The sequence below is a fragment of the Streptomyces sp. Y309 genome (genome assembly GCF_056712025.1).
The window spans coordinates 6,705,014-6,722,369 of record NZ_CM160048.1 but is presented as its reverse complement, the minus strand read 5'-3'; the positions used below and the strand labels follow the sequence as shown (position 1 = coordinate 6,722,369).

Below are 17,356 nucleotides of genomic sequence, written 5' to 3'. Positions count from 1 at the left end.
CGTGCGTCGCACCTTGCCGGTGATCACCCTCATCTTCGGACTGTTCTTGAGCCTATTCATGGGATCTCTGATGGTGCCGACTGCGCGCGCCGAAAGTCGGGCCGACCTCGACGGGCCGGCCGTCGTCCCCCGCCCCACCGACTGGACCGCACTCCCCGGACGCACCGAACTCACCCACCGCACCCGCATCCTGATCGACCCGCGCCAGACCTCGGTCACCGCGCTGCCGTCCGGCCGCGCCGAATTCCCGGGCCCCGCGCACCAGTCCGTACGCGGCCTCGCGGCCCAACTGCGTACGGAGATCGAGCAGGTCACCGGCCTCACCCCGCGCGTCGTCACAGGCAGCCGTCCGGACCGGGGCGACATCACCCTCACCCTCACCGCCGACCGGACCCTCGGCCCCGAGGGCCACCGCTTCGACAGCACCGGCCCCGTGCGCGTGGCCGCCGCCTCCACGCACGGCCTGTACTACGGCACCCGCACCCTCCTCCAGCTCCTGCGCACCACCGCCCCCGACCACCGCGCCGTCCCGCGCGCCCGCTCGGCCGACCGGCCCACGCAGCCGGTCCGCATGGTCCACCTGGACGCGGGCCGCAAGTTCTGGCGCATCCCGTACCTGAAGAACCTCGTCCGCAGGATGGGCGACCAGAAGCTCAACACCCTGTTCCTGCACCTGTCGGAGTCCGAGGGCTTCCGCCTGGACAGCCCGCGTTTCCCCGGCCTCGCCGACCCCGCCCACAGCTACAGCCGCGCCGACATCGAGGACCTGAAGGCCTTCGCCGCCCGCCACCATGTGCAGGTGATGCCAGGTCTGGAGCTGCCCGGTCACGCCACCGTGATCAGCGAGGCGTTCGGCATCGGCTTCGGTTCCGGGCCCGGCGCGTGCACGGCGGCGCACACGCACTCCCATCTGACGCCCGACTGGATCATCGACATGACCAGCGAGAAGGCGATCGGCAAGAGCAAGGAGATCGTCGACGAGTTCGCGGGCTGGTTCGACGCGCCGCTGTTCTCCATCGGCGCGGAGGAGGTGCCGGGGCAGCTCGCCGAGTGCCCGCGCGTCAAGGACCACCTGGCCGCCGCGCCCGACGTCTCCACCCTCGGCGACCTCCTCAACCGGTACATCAACACCCTGGACGATGTGGTCACTTCGCACGGCAAGCGCACCGCCGTCTACAACGGCTCCGAGCACCTCGCCGCCCCGCAGCAGCGCGTGCACGCCCCGGTCGTCTTCATCACCTGGGAGGGCACCGGAGCGGAACCAGCCATTCCGGGCCACGACGAGATCGCCATCGGCCCCTTCTACAACACGCCCAACAACTACCACCACAAGTACCCCGACGAGCCCTGGATGTACGACACCTGGGCGCCGAGCACCGCACCCGACATGCTCGGCTCCGGCGTCGTGAACTGGGCGGACTACAACTTCTGGGCCGACGACGCGTACTTCGAGCAGCACATGGCGGGCGCCCGCGCGATCCTCGCCGACCGCGCCTGGAACGGCTCCCCGACGCCGGACACCCTGACCGACTTCCGCGCGCGCGTGCGGCGCGTCGGCGATCCTCCGGGCACCACGCCCGCCTGGACCCGGCCCCGGGTGTCGGACCGGCCGAGCCATCACTGGACCTTCGACGACGCCGCGTACCCGAAGGGCTGGACGTACGCGGGCAGCCCCGGCAACACGATCTTCGCCGAGGACGTCGCGGGCGACCTGCCCGGCACCTCGTACATCATCGACAACCCCACGCCCGTGCCCGGCGTGCGCGGGCAGGCGTGGCGGTTCGACTCGGACCGGGACGGGGTGGGCTTCGGCGGCGTGGACGTGGCGGAGCCGTGGACGGTGTCGGTGCGGGTCCGTGCGACGGCGCGGACGGGTGACCAGGTGCTGCTGAGCTCCAAGGCGGCGGCCTTGAAGCTCATGCAGCACGGCACGGGACGTGTGGGCTTCACTCGGTACGGAGAGGCCGACTTCAGCTTTCCGTACGTTCTGCCACTGGACCGGTGGGTTCGGCTGACGTGGGTGGCCTCGCCGGGTCGCACGGTTCTGTACGCCGACGGGGAGCGGGTCGGGGCCGTGCCCGCGTCGATTCCGTTGCCGATGCGGTCCATCGGCACGGAACGTGCCGGGCTGCGCGGGGACTTGGACGACCTCGTCACGTGGGACGTGGCGTTGGGGGCCTCGGCTGTCGCCCGCTTGCGGTGAGTTCGGCACCGCCGGAGGGGTTCGTTGTGGTTGTTCGCCGTCGCGGCGGAATTCAACTGCCGTTGCGGCAGGGGGCGGACCTGGTGTGGCCGCCCCCAACCCCCAACTACCCCAGCGCCGCGACCCTGTCGCGATACCCCCGTACCGGAGCCGCGTCCCGGTACGGCTCCAGGCGGCGTTCGAAGTCGCGTACGTACTCCACCGCGCGGACCGAGCGCATCTCGCCCGCCGCCTGGGCCGCGTCGGCGCCGAGCTGGCAGGCCTGTTCCAGTTCGCCGAGGCCGAGGCGCGCGGAGGCCAGGACGACGCGGCAGAAGAGGCGGCTGCGGGCGTAGCCGGGGGCGCGCAGTTGCAGCGAGCGCTCCGCGTGCTGGGCGGCCGCGCGGTACTGCTGGAGGTCGCGGTTGCAGTGCGCGAACTCGTCGGCGAGCTGGGCCTCGTCGAAGAAGCGCGCCCAGTACGGGACCTCGTCGCCGGGCCGGGCCGTCTCCAGGGCACGCTCGGCCCGCACCATGGACGCCGAGCAGGCCCGCACCTCCCCGAGCACCCCGTGCCCGCGCGCCTCGACGGCGTGCAGGAGCGCCTGGACGACGGGCGGCGCCGAGGAGCCCACGCCCTGCTGCGCGACCCGTGCGAGCTGCACGGCCTCGCGTCCGTGGCCGAGGTAGACGGCCTGGCGGCTCATGGTGACCAGCACGTACGAGCCGTACGCGCGGTCGCCCGCGGCCTGCGACAGGCGCAGCGCCTGCACGAAGTACCGCTGGGCGAGTCCGTGCGCGGCGATGTCGTACGACGTCCAGCCCGCGAGCCGGGTCAGGTCGGCGGCGGCCGCGAACAGGCGCCGGCCCGCCTGCTCGCCGTAGGTGCCGCGCAGCATCGGCTCGGCCTCGTGCTCCAGATAGCGGACGAGGGCCTGGCGGGCGTGGCCGCCGCCGTACGCGTGGTCGAGGGCGCGGAACAGCTCGCCGACGGAGCGCAGGGCCGCGATGTCGCCGCCGGTGACGCGGTGGCCGGGCCCGCGGTCGGTGTCGCGGCGCTGGCGCGGCACCACGGGGCGGCCCTGGGCGGGCACGCGCGGGGTCTGCTGGGGCTCGCCGCGGGCGACGCGATCGTCGGCGCGGCCGATCAGCCAGTCCCGGCTCGGCACCACAAGACCGGCCGGGGTGAAGGCGATCTTGCGCAGTTCGGCGTGGCTGCCGGAGTCCTTGCGCCACAGGCCGCCGACGATGTCGATGGCCTCTTCGGGCGAGGCCGCGAATTCCAGGCCCGCGTAGACGGGCGCGCACGCGTCGAGCCCGAGGTCCTGGGCGGACAGGCGGCGGCCGAGGCGCCGGGTGAAGACCTCCGCGATCAGCGCCGGGGTCGTGCCGCGCGGCTGCTGGCCTCTGAGCCAGCGTGTCACCGATGTCTTGTCGTACCTGAGATCGAGACCGTGCTCGAGCCCTAGCTGATCGACGCGGCGCGCCAGGCCCGCATTGGAGAACCCGGCTTCCGCGATGAGCGCGGCTAGCTGGCGGTTGGGGGTGCGCTGCGGGGGTCGTTCCGTCATCAGCTGTGCGGTCTCCTGCCTTCCGGGCCTGCCTTGAGCAGCCCTTATGGCCTCGTGAACGGCGCGAATGTAGCGGCGCTGAGGGTCCTCATCGCGACCTTCAAGCTCCATTCATCCGATCGTGTGAGGATTGGCGTAGAGCTGACGGGATTCCGCCGGACGTAGAGTGGCCGGGGCGCAATCCGTGCACGGTGAAGGTTTCCGTGCCCGGTGCGGGTCCGGTGCACGGGGATGGTTCTAGGGAGGCACGTGCCGTGGGCGAGATGCGATTCAGCCGGCTGGGTTTCGGCCCGGACTTCGTCGAGTACCAGGAGGCCTGGGACGAGCAGCGCCGGGTGCACGCCGCCCGGTTCGCGGACGAGGTCCCGGACACCTGTCTGCTCCTGGAGCACCCGCCGGTGTACACGGCGGGCCGCCGGACCGAGGACAGCGAGCGTCCGCTGGACGGCACTCCGGTCGTGGACGTGGACCGCGGCGGCAAGATCACCTGGCACGGTCCGGGCCAGCTCGTGGGCTATCCGATCCAGAAGCTGCCGCGTCCGGTGGACGTCGTAGCACATGTACGCCGCCTGGAAGAGGCACTTATCCGAACGTGTGCCGAGTTCGGTCTCGAAACCACGCGCGTCGAGGGACGCAGCGGCGTATGGGTTCTCGGCGATCCGCTGGAGTCCAGACCGGCCCTCGGCGGGCTCAGTCTCGACTTCGACCCGCGGCTCGAGGACGAGGAGTTCGACGCCCGTCTGAACGGCCCGGAGTACGCGCCCTCCAACGCCGGCCAGCGCCGTGAGGACCGCAAGGTGGCCGCGATCGGCATCCGCGTGGCCAAGGGCGTGACGATGCACGGCTTCGCGCTGAACGTGAACCCGGACAACACCTGGTTCGACCGGATCGTGCCGTGCGGCATCCGCGACGCGGGTGTGACGTCGATCGCGCACGAGCTGGGCCGCGACATCACGATCGCCGACGCCCTGCCGGTGGTCGAGCGGCACCTGCGGGACGTACTGGAGAACGCGGAGCTGAAGCCGCGGGAGGTCGAGAAGCCGACGGACCAGGAGGCGAAGGCCACCGAGGAACCGGCGGGGCCGGCGGAGCCCACCGAGCGGGCGCTCGCCTGAGCCGTCGGGGCCTGCCGGACCGGCCTGGCAGGGGCCCCGGGGCGCGTACGGGAATGCGCCCCCTGGGCCAGAGGTTGGCCAGAAGTAAGCCCACAGACATCACGGGCGTACCCTGGGGTGCGCCGAAGAATCGAAGCTACAGGGAGCCGATGTGTCCGCAGTCGCACCCGACGGACGCAAGATGCTGCGCCTGGAGGTCCGGAACGCCCAGACCCCCATCGAGCGCAAGCCCGAGTGGATCAAGACCCGGGCGAAAATGGGCCCCGAGTACAACGCCCTGCAGAAGCTCGTGAAGAGCGAGGGCCTGCACACTGTCTGCCAGGAGGCGGGCTGTCCGAACATCTACGAGTGCTGGGAAGACCGCGAGGCGACGTTCCTCATCGGCGGCGACCAGTGCACGCGGCGCTGTGACTTCTGCCAGATCGACACCGGCAAGCCGCAGGCCCTCGACCGCGACGAGCCCCGCCGCGTCGGCGAGTCCGTCGTGAAGATGGACCTGAACTACGCCACGATCACCGGCGTCGCCCGCGACGACCTGGAGGACGGCGGCGCCTGGCTGTACGCGGAGACGGTCCGCCAGATCCACGCGATGACCGCCGAGCGCGAGAGCGGCCACACCAAGGTCGAGCTCTTGATCCCCGACTTCAACGCGGAGCCGGACCAGCTGGCCGAGGTCTTCTCCTCCCGCCCCGAGGTGCTCGCCCACAACGTGGAGACGGTGCCGCGCATCTTCAAGCGCATCCGCCCCGGCTTCCGCTTCGAGCGCTCCCTGAAGGTGATCACCGAGGCCCGCGAGGCCGGTCTCGTCACCAAGTCGAACCTGATCCTCGGCATGGGCGAGGAGCGCGCGGAGATCAGCGAGGCGCTGCAGCAGCTGCACGACGCGGGCTGCGAGCTCATCACGATCACGCAGTACCTGCGCCCGTCGGTGCGCCACCACCCGGTGGAGCGCTGGGTCAAGCCGCAGGAGTTCGTGGAGCTCAAGGAGGAGGCCGAGGAGATCGGCTTCTCCGGCGTGATGTCGGGCCCGCTGGTCCGCTCCTCGTACCGCGCGGGCCGGCTGTACCAGATGGCGATCGAGCGGCGCGGGTCGTACGTGGCCTCGCAGGCGGTCTGAACCCCGGGCTCCGCGCGTTCCGCTTGTTCGCGCCCCGTGGGCCCGGAAGCTCCGCGTCCGCGGACCCGGCAAGCGTGTGAAGCTGCGCACAAGCAACTACCGCCCGGTAGCGCCCAGTACGACGCGGCCCATACCTTCCTCGCAGGTGAAGAGGAACGTATGGGCCGCGTCAGCGTTTTGGGGCTCCGCGTCAAGGCTTCATCGGCGTTTGACCGCTCGGTCACGCCCTGGTAACACCAATCAGTAACCCTGGAATTACCGCACGTGCACCCTTGCCCAGAGCCAGGCACCCCCTCGTAGCGCTCCCCCGTCCACTGTCGCTTCCCGGAGGGCATCACCATGCAGGCCGCGCCCGTTCGCGCCACCGCCATCCCGTCCGTCACCGACGCGCTGCGCGCCGTCGAGTCGCTGCTCATGAGCGGCGGCCAGCGCACCGCGCGCCGCAACGCCTGGACGTCCGTCCTCGAGGACCGGCGCCGCGCCAAGGACCGGGTCGAGGCACAGCGCGTGCTGGAGGAGGCGGGGGCAACCCGCACGTCGTAGTCGCCTCCCGGGCCACGTAGACTTCAAGGCATGGCGAGGAAGGAAACCACCGCGGCGGATGCCGCCGCGAACCCCGGGCGACTCAAGCAGATTGCCCTGACCTACAAGATGACCCGGCGGGCCGACTCCAAGATCGGTCTCATCATCGCGGCTGTGGGAATCGTCACCTTCGGTGTCTTCCTCGCGATCGGCTTCTGGCTCGGTCACCCCATCTATCTCGGCATTCTCGGCTTCCTCCTCGCCTTCCTGGCGATGGCGATCGTCTTCGGACGCAGGGCCGAGCGTGCCGCCTTCGGGCAGATGGAGGGCCAGCCCGGTGCGGCGGCCGCGGTGCTCGACAAGATCGGCCGCGGCTGGACGACGACCCCCGCGATCGCGATGAACCGCAGCCAGGACGTGGTGCACCGCACCGTCGGCAAGGCTGGCATCGTCCTGGTCGCCGAGGGCAACCCGAACCGGCTGAAGCCCCTGCTGGCCGCCGAGAAGAAGCGCATGGCCCGGATCGTCTCCGACGTCCCGGTCCACGACGTGATCGTCGGCACCGGCGAGGGCCAGGTCGAGCTCAAGAAGCTCCGCACCACGCTGCTGAAGCTCCCGCGGGTCCTCCAGGGCCCGCAGGTCACGGCGACGAACGACCGCCTGAAGGCGATGGGTGACCTGATGAGCAACATGCCGTTGCCGAAGGGGCCGATGCCGAAGGGCGCCCGGATCCCGCGGGGCGGCCCGAAGATGCGGTGACGCTGCCGCTGTTCCTTCGAGTGTGATGTGAGTGCATACGTTGATGGGGCGCCCCGAACCGAGTGGTTCGGGGCGCCCCATCAACGTATGCGGGTCAACGTGTGCGGGCCATCAACGGACGCGGGAGCCTAGATCCGCACCTGGATCGCGCGGGCGAGGCGGTCGTGGAGGCCGCGGCCGTCGCGGTCCCAGATCAGCGCCGGGATGCCGATGCACAGCAGCGCGCTGCGGACGAGGACGCGGACGAAGCCGAGGCGGCCGCCCTCCTCGCTGACCACGCGCAGGCCGAGCAGGCGCTTGCCGGGGGTGCTGCCGACCGTGCCGACGGTCAGCACGCTCATCACGAAGAGCAGCCCGAGCGCCCAGTTGCCCATCGCCTGCGGGTTGCCGCGGGCCAGCAGGCCGTATGCGATGACCAGGCACAGCCCCCAGTCGATGGCGATGGCGCCGACGCGGCGGCCGGGCCGGGCGATGGAGCCGGGGCCCTCCTCGGGCAGGCCGAGCCGCTCGCCGCGGTATCCGAAGTCGACGCCCGCGTCCTCGGCCGCCGCGCGGGGGCCGGAGAGCCACGATCCGATTGCTTGCCTGTTGTCCACCCGTCCACGGTACTGCGCCCGTTTTCGTACGCGGAGAGGTGGGTCTCGTCCGTACGCGGAGAGGCGCGGAGAGGTTTGGTCCGTACGCGGAGAGGTGGGTTTCGGCTGCGTGAAGAGGCCGGTCCCGGCGGGGTCCGGCACCCGGGCCGGTTAACTTCGGCGAAACAAATGGGTCACGCTTGAGAAATGCCCCGTCCCTATGGTCGGGTCCCAGCGTGTGCCACCGCACTGGCCGCACGACCGAGCTGCAACCCCGCTCCTTTCCCGGGCGGGAACAGGAGGAGCTGGATGTTCCAGAACGCCGACGAAGCCAAGAAGTTCCTCGCGGACGAGGACGTGAAGTTCGTAGACGTCCGCTTCTGCGACCTGCCGGGCGTCATGCAGCACTTCACGGTCCCGGCGGAGGCGTTCGATCCGGCCGAGCAGCTCATGTTCGACGGCTCCTCCATCCGCGGCTTCCAGGCCATCCACGAGTCGGACATGGCGCTCGTGGCGGACCTGACGACGGCCCGCGTGGACCCCTTCCGCCGCGACAAGACCCTCAACGTCAACTTCTTCATCCACGACCCGGTCACCGGCGAGCAGTACAGCCGCGACCCGCGCAACGTGGCGAAGAAGGCCGAGGCGTACCTGGCCTCGACGGGCATCGCGGACACGGCGTACTTCGGTCCGGAGGCGGAGTTCTACGTCTTCGACTCGGTCCGCTTCGAGACCACGGCGAACCGCTCGGTGTACGAGATCGACTCCGAGGCGGGCGCCTGGAACACCGGCGCGCTCGAGGACAACCGCGGCTACAAGGTCCGCTACAAGGGCGGTTACTTCCCGGCTCCGCCGGTCGACCACTTCGCCGACCTTCGCGCCGAGATCTCCCTGGAGCTGGGCCGCTCCGGCCTCAAGGTCGAGCGCCAGCACCACGAGGTGGGCACGGCGGGCCAGGCGGAGATCAACTACAAGTTCAACACGCTGCTCGCCGCCGCCGACGACCTGATGCTCTTCAAGTACATCGTGAAGAACGTCGCGTGGCGCAACGGCAAGACCGCGACGTTCATGCCGAAGCCGATCTTCGGCGACAACGGCTCGGGCATGCACGTCCACCAGTCCCTGTGGCAGGGCGGCGACCCGCTCTTCTACGACGAGCAGGGCTACGCGGGCCTCTCGGACACCGCCCGCTACTACATCGGCGGCATCCTCAAGCACGCCCCCTCGCTCCTCGCCTTCACCAACCCCACGGTGAACTCCTACCACCGCCTGGTGCCCGGCTTCGAGGCCCCGGTCAACCTGGTCTACTCGCAGCGCAACCGCTCCGCGGCCATGCGCATCCCGATCACGGGCTCCAACCCGAAGGCCAAGCGCGTGGAGTTCCGCGCCCCGGACCCGTCCTCGAACCCGTACCTCGCCTTCTCGGCCCTCCTCCTCGCGGGCCTCGACGGCGTCAAGAACAAGATCGAGCCGGCCGAGCCGATCGACAAGGACCTGTACGAGCTCGCCCCCGAGGAGCACGCGGGCGTCCCCCAGGTCCCCACCTCCCTCCCCGCGGTCCTCGACGCCCTCGAGTCGGACAACGAGTACCTCCAGGCGGGCGGCGTCTTCACGTCCGACCTCATCGAGACGTGGATCGACTACAAGCGCACCAACGAGATCGCCCCGATCCAACTGCGGCCGCACCCGCACGAGTTCGAGCTGTACTTCGACATCTAAACCGCAGGGTCGGGCGGCCTGGGACGAAGTTCTGGGCACCTGCTGTGACTTGCGGAAGGACTTGCTGTTGAGGGCCGCCGTCCCGACTCCCGGGGCGGCGGCCCTCAACGTTCTGGGTGCCCGTCCATCAAGGGCACTCGGCGACAACCTGGTAGAGGCCAGGGCTGGCGCCGGCGATTCGTTCGGCTTGGGAAACAGAAGCGAGCACGGTGGGGTTGGCGCCGGCTGCCTCGCATGCTTCGGCGCTGTCCCAGTGTGCGATGTTGACGAGCTGGAATCGCGCGTCCGGCAGCAGCGCGCGGTGCAGCCGGACGTCGCGGAACCCAGGCGCTGTCCTCATCAGGGCCACGCGTTCGCGCCACTGCTCGATGAATTCGTCGACTTGGTCGGCGGATATTTCGATGACGTTGATGAAAGTAACGGCCTGATCAGTCATAGGAGGATTCCTTTTCTGTGAGGACGCCCTGCCGGCGCTGTCAGCACTGTCTGCTCACTGCTACTGCACGGATCCTCTCTCAGTCGCCCCAGCGGCTCGCGTCGAGAGTCATCTGCCAGGTGGTGTAGGGAAGTTCGGGGTGGAGCTGGTGGAGGATCTCGCCCGGCAGGGTCATCGGCGGGGCCGTGGCCGGGTCGGAGAGGCTGCGGGCCTCCAGGGTTTCGCTGAGGGCGCGAGCCCCTCCGAGGCGGGGGTAGACGGCGTGCACGTGGGAGGCGTAGCCGGGCGGCAGGTCGTCGGGGCCGCCTTCGATGTCGAGGAGGATGCCGCGCTGCCCTATGCCGATCTCCGGCGGGCGGCGGTGCCGGTGGACGGGGGAGGCCGCGAATCCGGGCGAGGTGTGCAGCGCGATACCGTCCCAGACGGTGTCCACGCGGCTGTCGGTGACGCCGTTGTCCTCCAGGAAGCGCGCCGCCAGGTCGGCCCCCGCTACCTCGAACCGCTGCCGATCGTCCGCCGCCCGCGCGGTCAGTCCCATGTCGTGCAGCGCGCAGATAAGGAACAGCACCTCCTCGTCGTAGTCCTTCCCCGGCCGACGCCCGGCCTGCGCGGCAGCGGCGCGGCCGAACAGGAAGGCCCGCAGGCTGTGATTGCGCAGGTACGGCCGCGCCGCCTCGTCCACGAAATCGCGGACCTTACGGACCAGGGCCGTGCCCGGGAACGACAGGCCCTGGGTGGCGTCGGTGTCGTCGTCGGCGGCGGCATCTGTGGTGATGGCCGGCGCTGACAGCGCGGCGGCACCAGTGACCAGCGCGTCGCGACGCGACGGGTGCGCAGGCATCAGTTCTCTCCTTGGTCTGTTGACACTGGGCAAGGTTCCGGGAAGGGCGCCCCGTGCCCAGCAAGGTCCGTCGGGACCCGCTAGGCGGAGGAGGTCGCGCGGAATCGCGCGCGGTACACCGCGGGCGGCGCCCCGAGCACGCGCAGGAACACCCGCCGCATCGTCTCGTCCGTGCCGAACCCGCAGGTGCGGGCAATGGTGTTCACACCGGCGTCGCAGGATTCGAGCATCGCCTGCGCCGCCTCCACGCGGACGCGTTCCACGTACTGCCCGGGGGTGCCGCCGACTTCGCGGCGGAAGAGCCGGGTGAGGTGCCGTTCACTGACGGCGAGCCGCCCGGCCATGGCGGCGAGGGTGTGGTTCCCGCCGGGGTCGGCCACCACGGCATCCAGTTCCCGCCGCAGCCCGGCGTTGCGGGGCGGGGTCACCGCGCTGCGCACGCTGAACTGCGACTGGCCGCCGGGGCGTTGGAGGAAGACGACGAGATGCTTGGCCGCGGTACGCGCCACCTCGGGGCCGTGGTCCTCCTCGACCAGCGCCAGTGCCAGGTCGATGCCCGCCGTCACCCCGGCGGAGGTGATGACCGGCCCGTCACGTACGTAGATGGCGTCGGGCTCCACCCGCACCCGCGGCAAGCGTCTCGCGAGCGTTTCGCACTCGGCCCAGTGCGTCGTGGCCCGCCGGCCGTCGAGCAGTCCGGCCTCCGCAAGGAGATACGCGCCGGTGCAGGCCGACGTCGTACGACGCGCGCCCGTGCCGAGGCGGCGTACGTGCGCGACCAGCTCCGGCGGATGCCCGTGGCCGTTCACCGTCGGATAGCCCGGCACCATCACCGTGTCCACGGTCTCGGGGACGTCCTCCAGCGCCAGTTCGACCCCCAGCGGGATCCCCGTGTCGCTCACCACCGCTCGCCCGGCGGGCGAGGCGAGCCGGACCCGGTAGCCGGTCCCGTGCAGCACCTGCGCCGGACCGGCCACATCGAGCAGCACCACTCCGTCGCCCACGACCACGACCACATCGCTCTCGGTCTTCACGCTCCTCAGTCTCGGCGCCCGGCCGGTATGTCCTCAAGGACAAGCAGCCCACACATCCGGACATCCCCTTCCGCGCTCCTCCGGCCCGAGGGGACAGTCATCTGGCCCGCGTTCCGCAGCCCGGAACCAGCGCATTCCTGACACTGGCCAACTCACTCCGCCACTCCCCCGACACCGACCGACCCAAGGAGCACAGGACATGCAGCGCCGACACATTCTCCGTACGGGCGCCGCGGCCACGGCCGCGACCACGCTCGGCCTCGGCACCTCATCCACCGCCGCTTCTGCCGCCGCCCCCGCCGCCGAGCGGAAGCGCGAGCGCACCCGCGAACTGCGCGTGCACACAGTTCTGTTCGACGCCGTCGAGGAGCAGGACTTCGCGGGCCCCATCGAGGTGCTCGGCATCCTCGCGGACGCCGACAAGCGCCGGATCAAGCAGAGCTTCGTCACCGCCGACGGCCCCCGCACCGTACGGACGTCGTCCGGAATGCACATCGACGTACGCGATCCCTGGGCACCGGAGGACGCGGACGTCCTGCTCGTGCCGGGCGGGGGCTACGGAAAGGGGTCAGGGGTCGATGACGAGATCAAGCGCGGCGTACTGCCGCGCGCACTGGCCAAGGCCGAGCGGGCCGGGCTGATCATGGGCGGGATATGCACCGGCGTCATGGTCATGTCGGCGGCGAAGATCACCCGCGGCAGACCGTGCACGACGCATTTCGCTGCCCGCGAGGATCTCGCCAAGGAGGGCGGGAAGCTCACGTACGGGCGTGTCGTGGACGACGGGGACCTGATCACCTGCGGAGGCGTCACCTCGGGCCTCGACCTGGCCCTCTGGCTCGCCGAGCGCCTCTACGGCCCCCAGGCCGCGCTGCGTGCCGAGATGATCCTGGAGTACGAACGCCGGGGCACCGTCTGGCGCGCGAAGAGCTGACCGCAGCGGGCAAGTTCTTCGCCGGGTGGCGGTCTCGTCCGTGTCAACTTGGTGGCGGTGTACGCGGCCATCATGTCGTAAGCGTTGCGGCCGTTCAGCGAGAAAAGCTGTGAGGGCCGTCATCCCTGGTCAGGGGTGGCGGCCCTCATGACGTTCACCGGGGTTCACCGCCGGTTGACCGCTTGATGTGATCCGGAGCGGGCAGGCCGGGCCGGGTGTGGGAGTGGGCCGACTGCTTTGGTCATGCGGAGGATGGGGGCGGTCTCCAGGGTGTGGATGGCTTCCAGGGCGCCCAGCTTGTCGGTGAGGTAGCGGTGCAGGGCTGTGGGGTCGGGGGACAGAGCCTGGGCGACTAGGTTGTTGGGACCGGTGACGGCGGCCACGTAGGCGAGTTCGTGGTGACCGGCGAGGGTCCGGGCGACGTGGTCGAGGTGGGCGGGGGCTACGGCCATCCACATCATGGCCTGGGTGGTGACGCCCAGCAGGGTGTTGTCGAGCTCGACGTCGAAGAAGAGTTCGCCGCCGGCCCGCAGGTCGGCCAGGCGGCGCGCGACGGTGGCGGCCGACCAGCCGGTGGCCGCGGCGAGGTCGGTGAGGCCGGCCCGGCCGTCGCGCCGGAGGGCGGCCAGGAGGTCGCCGTCGGCCGGGGTGAGGGCCTGCTGTGCGGGCCGGGCGGGCGCGGTGGCGGGCCGGAGGCGGCGGCGCTGCTCGGCGTCGAGGCCCTGTTCGCGGCCGGGCCAGGCGGTGGGGCCGCCGAGGTAGGTGTGCAGCACGCAGTGCGCGGAGACGGCGGTGATGCCGGCCGTGCGCGGGATGTCGTGCAGCAGCAGCCCGTGCCCGGCCGGGCCGTCGGCCGTGGACGTGTGCACGACCGCGACGATCTCGGTGCCGCCCGAGGCCAGCATCACCCAGGAGGTGTCCGCGCGGCGGGCGAGCGCGGCCGCGAGGTCCTGGGCGGAGTGCGGGACGGCGGTGAGCCGCAGCAGCCACTGGGTGCGCCCGGCCCGGTGCGGGTCGGGCAGGCCCACCACGCGCAGCGACGCCTCGGCGCACAGCCGCCGGTAGCGGCGGGAGACGGTCTGCGTCGAGACGCCGAGGACGTCGGCGATCGTGCTGAACGGCGCCCGGCCGTCGATGTGCAGGGCGTGGATGAGACCGCGATCGATGTCGTCCAGCATGTGAGAATCATGCACTGGGAGCAGGCATCTGGAAAATTCGTTCACTCTGGCGGCGAAAGTGGAAGCAGGGGCGTGGCTCGGCCCACCGTCGACCCATGCGTGACGAATTCTCGACCACACCCCATCCGCACCGGTGGGCCGCCTTGGCGGTGCTCCTGCTCGCCGAGGCGATGAACCTCCTCGACGCCACGGTCATGACCGTCGCCGCGCCGGTGATCCGCGCCGACCTCGGCGGCTCCGACGCGGCCATCCAGTGGTTCAGCGCCGCCTACACACTGCCCTTTGCCGTCTTCCTGATCACCGGCGGACGCCTGGGCGACATCGCGGGCCGTCGGCGGGTCTTCCGCGTCGGCATGGCCGCCTTCACGATCGCCTCGCTGGCGTGCGCCCTGGCCCCGTCCACCACTGCGTTGATCGCGGTACGGGCCGTGCAAGGGGCCGCCGCGGCGCTCGTCATCCCCCAGACCATCGGCATGATCCGTGCGCTGTTCGACGGCCGCGAGCTGGCTCGGGCCATGGGCTGCGTCGGCCCCGTCATGGGCCTGGCCGCCGTCACCGGTCCCGCGCTGGGCGGCCTGCTGACCCACGCCGATCTCTTCGGCTCCACGTGGCGCGCGGTGTTCCTCGTCAACGTCCCCCTCGGCGCCGCGGTCCTGGCGGCCTGCCGCCTGCTGCGCGAGGACCGCGCCGCCCGGCGGCCGCGCCTCGACCTCACCGGCACGGCACTGGCGGTCCTCGGCACGGGCCTGGTCGTCTACCCCTTGATCCAGGGCGACGCGCTGGGGTGGCCGGTCTGGTCCTTGGCACTGTCGGCCGTCGGCGGCGCGCTGCTGGCCGGTTTCGCCGTTCACCAGCGGTGGCGCGGGCGCGGCGGCCGCAGCCCGCTGGTCGAGCCGAGCCTGTTCCGCGACCGCGGCTTCCCCGCCGCCCTGATCGCGTCCGTGCTCTTCTTCGCCGCGGTCAACGGACTGATGCTGGTGATCGTGGTGCAGCCGCAAGTGGGGCTGCACAGCGACGTGTCGACGGCGGGCCTGACCCTGCTGCCGTGGTCGGTCGCGATGGCCCTGTCGTCCTGGTCCGCGGGCGCCTGGCTCGTACCGCGGTACGGCGCCCGCGTCATGCCCGCCGGTCTGCTGGCCCTGCTCGCCGGCACCGTGGCCGCGGCGGCGGTGTACGCCACCTGCGCCACCGGCCGGCCCGGCTCCTACCCGTGGCCGCTGCTCCCGGCGCTGGCGGTGGCCGGGCTCGGCCAGGGCCTGTACGCCGTGCCGTTCTTCACCACCGCCCTGCACCACGTCCGCCCGCACGAGACCGGCTCGGCGGCCGGCCTGCTCAACGCCGTCCAGCAACTCGGCGCCACCCTCGGCGTCGCCCTGCTCGGCAGCGTCTTCTTCCACGCCACCACGTCCGGCGCTCCCGCGTCGGCAGGCGCCCGGAACGCCTTCTGCGTCGCGGCCGGGCTGGTCCTCGCCACGGCTGCCGCCACCGCCTTCATGCGCCCACGCACGCCGCAAGGGCCGGTCCTGGCTCAGGGTTCCTCGGTGGACGGCGGGACGGGTCCCGGGGTGTGTCGGTAGCCTCGCGGTGTGTTGTCGTACGCCAAGTGCCGGTCGGGAGCGGGGGTTTGGATGTCGCGCAGGTGCGTGCCGGTGCTGTGCGCCGTGGTTCTCCTCGGGGTGGCCGGGTGCACGGAGTCGGCTGCGGACAAGGCGAAGGCGGCGCGTACGGGTCGTACAGGCTCGTCGGCGACGTCGTCCGCCACCGCCGAACGTTCCGCCGACCCGCGTCCGTCGCCCACCGGGCGCACCGGCTGTGGAACGTTGTTCCTGCTGGGACCGGTCAAGTTCCCCAACCCAAAGGCGCCCGCCTACTCCGGCCCCGGGCCGCACCCGGTCGTGGCCGAGGAGGACCTGTCGGCGGCGTCGGATTCGCTCATCCGGCATCCGTTCACCACGTACTCGCTGCCCACCGAGTGGCAGGCGCACAACAAAGAGAAGTACAAGGAGGATCCGGCACTGGCCGAACTGCTCGTCTGTAAGACCGGGTTGCATCGGCGGAGCGGGAAGTCGGTGGGCGAATGCAACGGGGGCACGGTCTATCCGGCGTCGCACACCTTCGAGGTGTACGTGATGAAGACCGGCCGCCGGCTGGCGAAGGTCACGGTCGACGGTGACGCATCCGCCAAGCGCTCGTGCCCGTTCACCTATCAGTACCGGATCGGGCAGGCCATCGAGATGGCGCAGGACGTCACGGACGAGACGCTGAACCGTCGGCTGCGGCCGTGGGTCATGGGCTCACCCCGGTGAGGAAGTCGTGGGCCCCGCCCGGTGAGCAAGTCGTGGGCCCCGCCCGGTCGAGGGGTCGAGGGAACAGCGGCGGCCCGGGTGCGCGGAGATCCGCGTGCCCGGGCCGCAGGTGGGGCCGCCCGCCGGGGGCCCCGCCTTCTCAGTGACGGTCGGTCGTCAGCAGGTGCGGCCGACGTAGTGCGCGCCCTGGATCTTCTCGTCCGAGCCCAGCCACGTGATGCCGGGGCGGACGCAGCGCTCGTAATCGGGCGCCAGGGCGACCCGGACCTTGATGACGACGTGGGAGCCGTCCGATGTGCAGTGGTTGTAGTAGGCGTCGGTGCTGGTCTCGTAGAAGCCGCACGGGGCCGCGGCCGCGGGGGTAGCGGTGACGGTCACCGCACCCAGGGACGTGAAGGCGAGGGCGGTGGAGGCGAGGGCGGTGGTCACCAGGCGACGTACGGACACGGGCAACTCCTTCGTCAGGGGGAGGAGATGGGCCCGGGGCGGTACGCGGTCCGGGCGAGATGTCGGCCTGAGAATCGCAGTCCCGCGTACCGCCCTGTGCTCGAACGCCGTGCCATTCACCTGCAGGAACGATCCCCCGTACGCCAATCGGATGGAACTCCTCCGTTTACCTCTCGGGAGTCGGTGAAACCTGCCGCGCCGGGGCTGTGACCTGCCCCATGACCTGGGCCGCGAGCCGCTTCGGGGCCTGAGCGCAGTAGCTCTCGGTGAGGAGTTCCGCCACCTCGGACCAGTCCGTGTCCGCGTCGAGGCGCATGCCGACCACGTTCGCGCCCCAGGAGAGGCGGAAGAACGGCGCGCCCGCGTTGGTCAGCGCCTCGAACTCCTCGCCGTGGGAACGGAAGGTGAGGGTCGTGGTGAGTCCCTCGGTGGCGATGGCGCGGGCGGAGGGGGAGGCCGAGCGGGTCCAGTCGGTGAGGTAGACGTGGGCGAAGGTGTGGGTGCGGACGCGCCAGCGGATGCCCGTCCACGCCGGTTCCTCGTACGCGTCGGGGAGGTTGAGGCAGACCGCGCGGAGGTGGGTGAGGACGTCCAGGGGGACTTCGGCGTCGACCATCCGGC

At 71.1% G+C, this 17,356-nt stretch carries 17 protein-coding genes; 9 read left to right on the top strand and 8 right to left on the bottom strand.

What is annotated here, in order from left to right:
- Positions 1-70: 70 nt before the first annotated feature.
- Positions 71-2,203, top strand: a complete 2,133-nt coding sequence (locus tag AC0KTA_RS27795; protein WP_481050948.1) for a family 20 glycosylhydrolase — start codon at positions 71-73, stop codon at positions 2,201-2,203.
- A 106-nt stretch (positions 2,204-2,309) separates the two neighbouring features.
- On the opposite strand, the gene AC0KTA_RS27790 is transcribed toward AC0KTA_RS27795, so the two are convergent.
- Positions 2,310-3,752: an NsdA family TPR-like regulatory protein gene (locus AC0KTA_RS27790; RefSeq protein WP_481050947.1), complete on the bottom strand. Its 1,443-nt coding sequence runs from the start codon at positions 3,750-3,752 to the stop codon at positions 2,310-2,312.
- Between the two features lie 254 nt (positions 3,753-4,006).
- Between AC0KTA_RS27790 and lipB the strand changes: the two genes are divergently transcribed.
- The 4 genes from lipB to AC0KTA_RS27770 all read left to right on the top strand — a co-directional run bounded on the left by lipB (position 4,007) and on the right by AC0KTA_RS27770 (position 7,265).
- Positions 4,007-4,867, top strand: a complete 861-nt coding sequence (gene lipB, locus AC0KTA_RS27785) for a lipoyl(octanoyl) transferase LipB (protein WP_481050946.1) — start codon at positions 4,007-4,009, stop codon at positions 4,865-4,867.
- Between the two features lie 151 nt (positions 4,868-5,018).
- Positions 5,019-5,984: a lipoyl synthase gene (locus AC0KTA_RS27780; RefSeq protein ID WP_350892864.1), complete on the top strand. Its 966-nt coding sequence runs from the start codon at positions 5,019-5,021 to the stop codon at positions 5,982-5,984.
- Between the two features lie 339 nt (positions 5,985-6,323).
- Complete coding sequence (locus AC0KTA_RS27775; protein ID WP_468997856.1) at positions 6,324-6,527, top strand: SCO2195 family GlnR-regulated protein; 204 nt, start codon at positions 6,324-6,326, stop codon at positions 6,525-6,527.
- Between the two features lie 30 nt (positions 6,528-6,557).
- Positions 6,558-7,265, top strand: a complete 708-nt coding sequence (locus AC0KTA_RS27770) for a DUF4191 domain-containing protein (RefSeq protein ID WP_481050945.1) — start codon at positions 6,558-6,560, stop codon at positions 7,263-7,265.
- A 128-nt stretch (positions 7,266-7,393) separates the two neighbouring features.
- Here the strand turns inward: AC0KTA_RS27770 and AC0KTA_RS27765 are convergent, their stop codons facing one another.
- A complete protein-coding gene (locus AC0KTA_RS27765; protein WP_481050944.1) occupies positions 7,394-7,861 on the bottom strand; it encodes an RDD family protein in 468 nt (155 codons plus the stop codon).
- A 288-nt stretch (positions 7,862-8,149) separates the two neighbouring features.
- Here AC0KTA_RS27765 and glnA point away from each other — a divergent pair, with 288 nt between their 5' ends.
- Positions 8,150-9,559: a type I glutamate--ammonia ligase gene (gene glnA, locus AC0KTA_RS27760; RefSeq protein ID WP_481050943.1), complete on the top strand. Its 1,410-nt coding sequence runs from the start codon at positions 8,150-8,152 to the stop codon at positions 9,557-9,559.
- A 127-nt stretch (positions 9,560-9,686) separates the two neighbouring features.
- Here glnA and AC0KTA_RS27755 read toward each other — a convergent pair whose 3' ends face one another.
- The 3 genes from AC0KTA_RS27755 to AC0KTA_RS27745 form a co-directional block, all read right to left on the bottom strand.
- On the bottom strand, positions 9,687-9,995 hold the full coding sequence (locus AC0KTA_RS27755; protein WP_481050942.1) for an antibiotic biosynthesis monooxygenase family protein: 309 nt from the start codon (positions 9,993-9,995) through the stop codon (positions 9,687-9,689).
- A 79-nt stretch (positions 9,996-10,074) separates the two neighbouring features.
- Positions 10,075-10,836: an HD domain-containing protein gene (locus tag AC0KTA_RS27750; RefSeq protein ID WP_481050941.1), complete on the bottom strand. Its 762-nt coding sequence runs from the start codon at positions 10,834-10,836 to the stop codon at positions 10,075-10,077.
- A gap of 80 nt (positions 10,837-10,916) precedes the next feature.
- Positions 10,917-11,870, bottom strand: a complete 954-nt coding sequence (locus AC0KTA_RS27745) for a GlxA family transcriptional regulator (protein WP_481050940.1) — start codon at positions 11,868-11,870, stop codon at positions 10,917-10,919.
- Between the two features lie 199 nt (positions 11,871-12,069).
- Here AC0KTA_RS27745 and AC0KTA_RS27740 point away from each other — a divergent pair, with 199 nt between their 5' ends.
- Complete coding sequence (locus AC0KTA_RS27740) at positions 12,070-12,804, top strand: DJ-1/PfpI family protein (protein ID WP_481050939.1); 735 nt, start codon at positions 12,070-12,072, stop codon at positions 12,802-12,804.
- 164 nt (positions 12,805-12,968) lie between these two features.
- On the opposite strand, the gene AC0KTA_RS27735 is transcribed toward AC0KTA_RS27740, so the two are convergent.
- Positions 12,969-13,982, bottom strand: a complete 1,014-nt coding sequence (locus tag AC0KTA_RS27735; RefSeq protein ID WP_481050938.1) for an Lrp/AsnC family transcriptional regulator — start codon at positions 13,980-13,982, stop codon at positions 12,969-12,971.
- 95 nt (positions 13,983-14,077) lie between these two features.
- On the opposite strand from AC0KTA_RS27735, the gene AC0KTA_RS27730 reads away from it, so the two are divergent.
- Complete coding sequence (locus tag AC0KTA_RS27730) at positions 14,078-15,559, top strand: MFS transporter (RefSeq protein ID WP_481050937.1); 1,482 nt, start codon at positions 14,078-14,080, stop codon at positions 15,557-15,559.
- 51 nt (positions 15,560-15,610) lie between these two features.
- Complete coding sequence (locus tag AC0KTA_RS27725) at positions 15,611-16,288, top strand: hypothetical protein (protein ID WP_481050936.1); 678 nt, start codon at positions 15,611-15,613, stop codon at positions 16,286-16,288.
- A 156-nt stretch (positions 16,289-16,444) separates the two neighbouring features.
- Here AC0KTA_RS27725 and AC0KTA_RS27720 read toward each other — a convergent pair whose 3' ends face one another.
- Both AC0KTA_RS27720 and AC0KTA_RS27715 read right to left on the bottom strand, forming a co-directional pair.
- Entirely contained in the window at positions 16,445-16,735 is a 291-nt protein-coding gene (locus AC0KTA_RS27720) for a DUF6355 family natural product biosynthesis protein (RefSeq protein WP_481050935.1), read from the bottom strand.
- 166 nt (positions 16,736-16,901) lie between these two features.
- Complete coding sequence (locus AC0KTA_RS27715) at positions 16,902-17,351, bottom strand: MmcQ/YjbR family DNA-binding protein (protein WP_481050934.1); 450 nt, start codon at positions 17,349-17,351, stop codon at positions 16,902-16,904.
- Positions 17,352-17,356: the final 5 nt, after the last annotated feature.

What these genes read in the sequence shown, in the direction of transcription:
- glnA (WP_481050943.1), top strand. Translation starts at nt 8,150, where the DNA reads ATGTTCCAGAACGCCGACGAAGCCAAGAAGTTCCTCGCGGACGAGGAC.
- AC0KTA_RS27725 (WP_481050936.1), top strand. Translation starts at nt 15,611, where the DNA reads ATGTCGCGCAGGTGCGTGCCGGTGCTGTGCGCCGTGGTTCTCCTCGGG.
- AC0KTA_RS27735 (WP_481050938.1), bottom strand. Translation starts at nt 13,982, where the DNA reads ATGCTGGACGACATCGATCGCGGTCTCATCCACGCCCTGCACATCGAC.
- AC0KTA_RS27790 (WP_481050947.1), bottom strand. Translation starts at nt 3,752, where the DNA reads ATGACGGAACGACCCCCGCAGCGCACCCCCAACCGCCAGCTAGCCGCG.
- AC0KTA_RS27730 (WP_481050937.1), top strand. Translation starts at nt 14,078, where the DNA reads ATGCGTGACGAATTCTCGACCACACCCCATCCGCACCGGTGGGCCGCC.
- AC0KTA_RS27775 (WP_468997856.1), top strand. Translation starts at nt 6,324, where the DNA reads ATGCAGGCCGCGCCCGTTCGCGCCACCGCCATCCCGTCCGTCACCGAC.
- AC0KTA_RS27795 (WP_481050948.1), top strand. Translation starts at nt 71, where the DNA reads ATGGTGCCGACTGCGCGCGCCGAAAGTCGGGCCGACCTCGACGGGCCG.
- AC0KTA_RS27715 (WP_481050934.1), bottom strand. Translation starts at nt 17,351, where the DNA reads ATGGTCGACGCCGAAGTCCCCCTGGACGTCCTCACCCACCTCCGCGCG.
- AC0KTA_RS27750 (WP_481050941.1), bottom strand. Translation starts at nt 10,836, where the DNA reads ATGCCTGCGCACCCGTCGCGTCGCGACGCGCTGGTCACTGGTGCCGCC.
- AC0KTA_RS27755 (WP_481050942.1), bottom strand. Translation starts at nt 9,995, where the DNA reads ATGACTGATCAGGCCGTTACTTTCATCAACGTCATCGAAATATCCGCC.
- AC0KTA_RS27770 (WP_481050945.1), top strand. Translation starts at nt 6,558, where the DNA reads ATGGCGAGGAAGGAAACCACCGCGGCGGATGCCGCCGCGAACCCCGGG.
- AC0KTA_RS27740 (WP_481050939.1), top strand. Translation starts at nt 12,070, where the DNA reads ATGCAGCGCCGACACATTCTCCGTACGGGCGCCGCGGCCACGGCCGCG.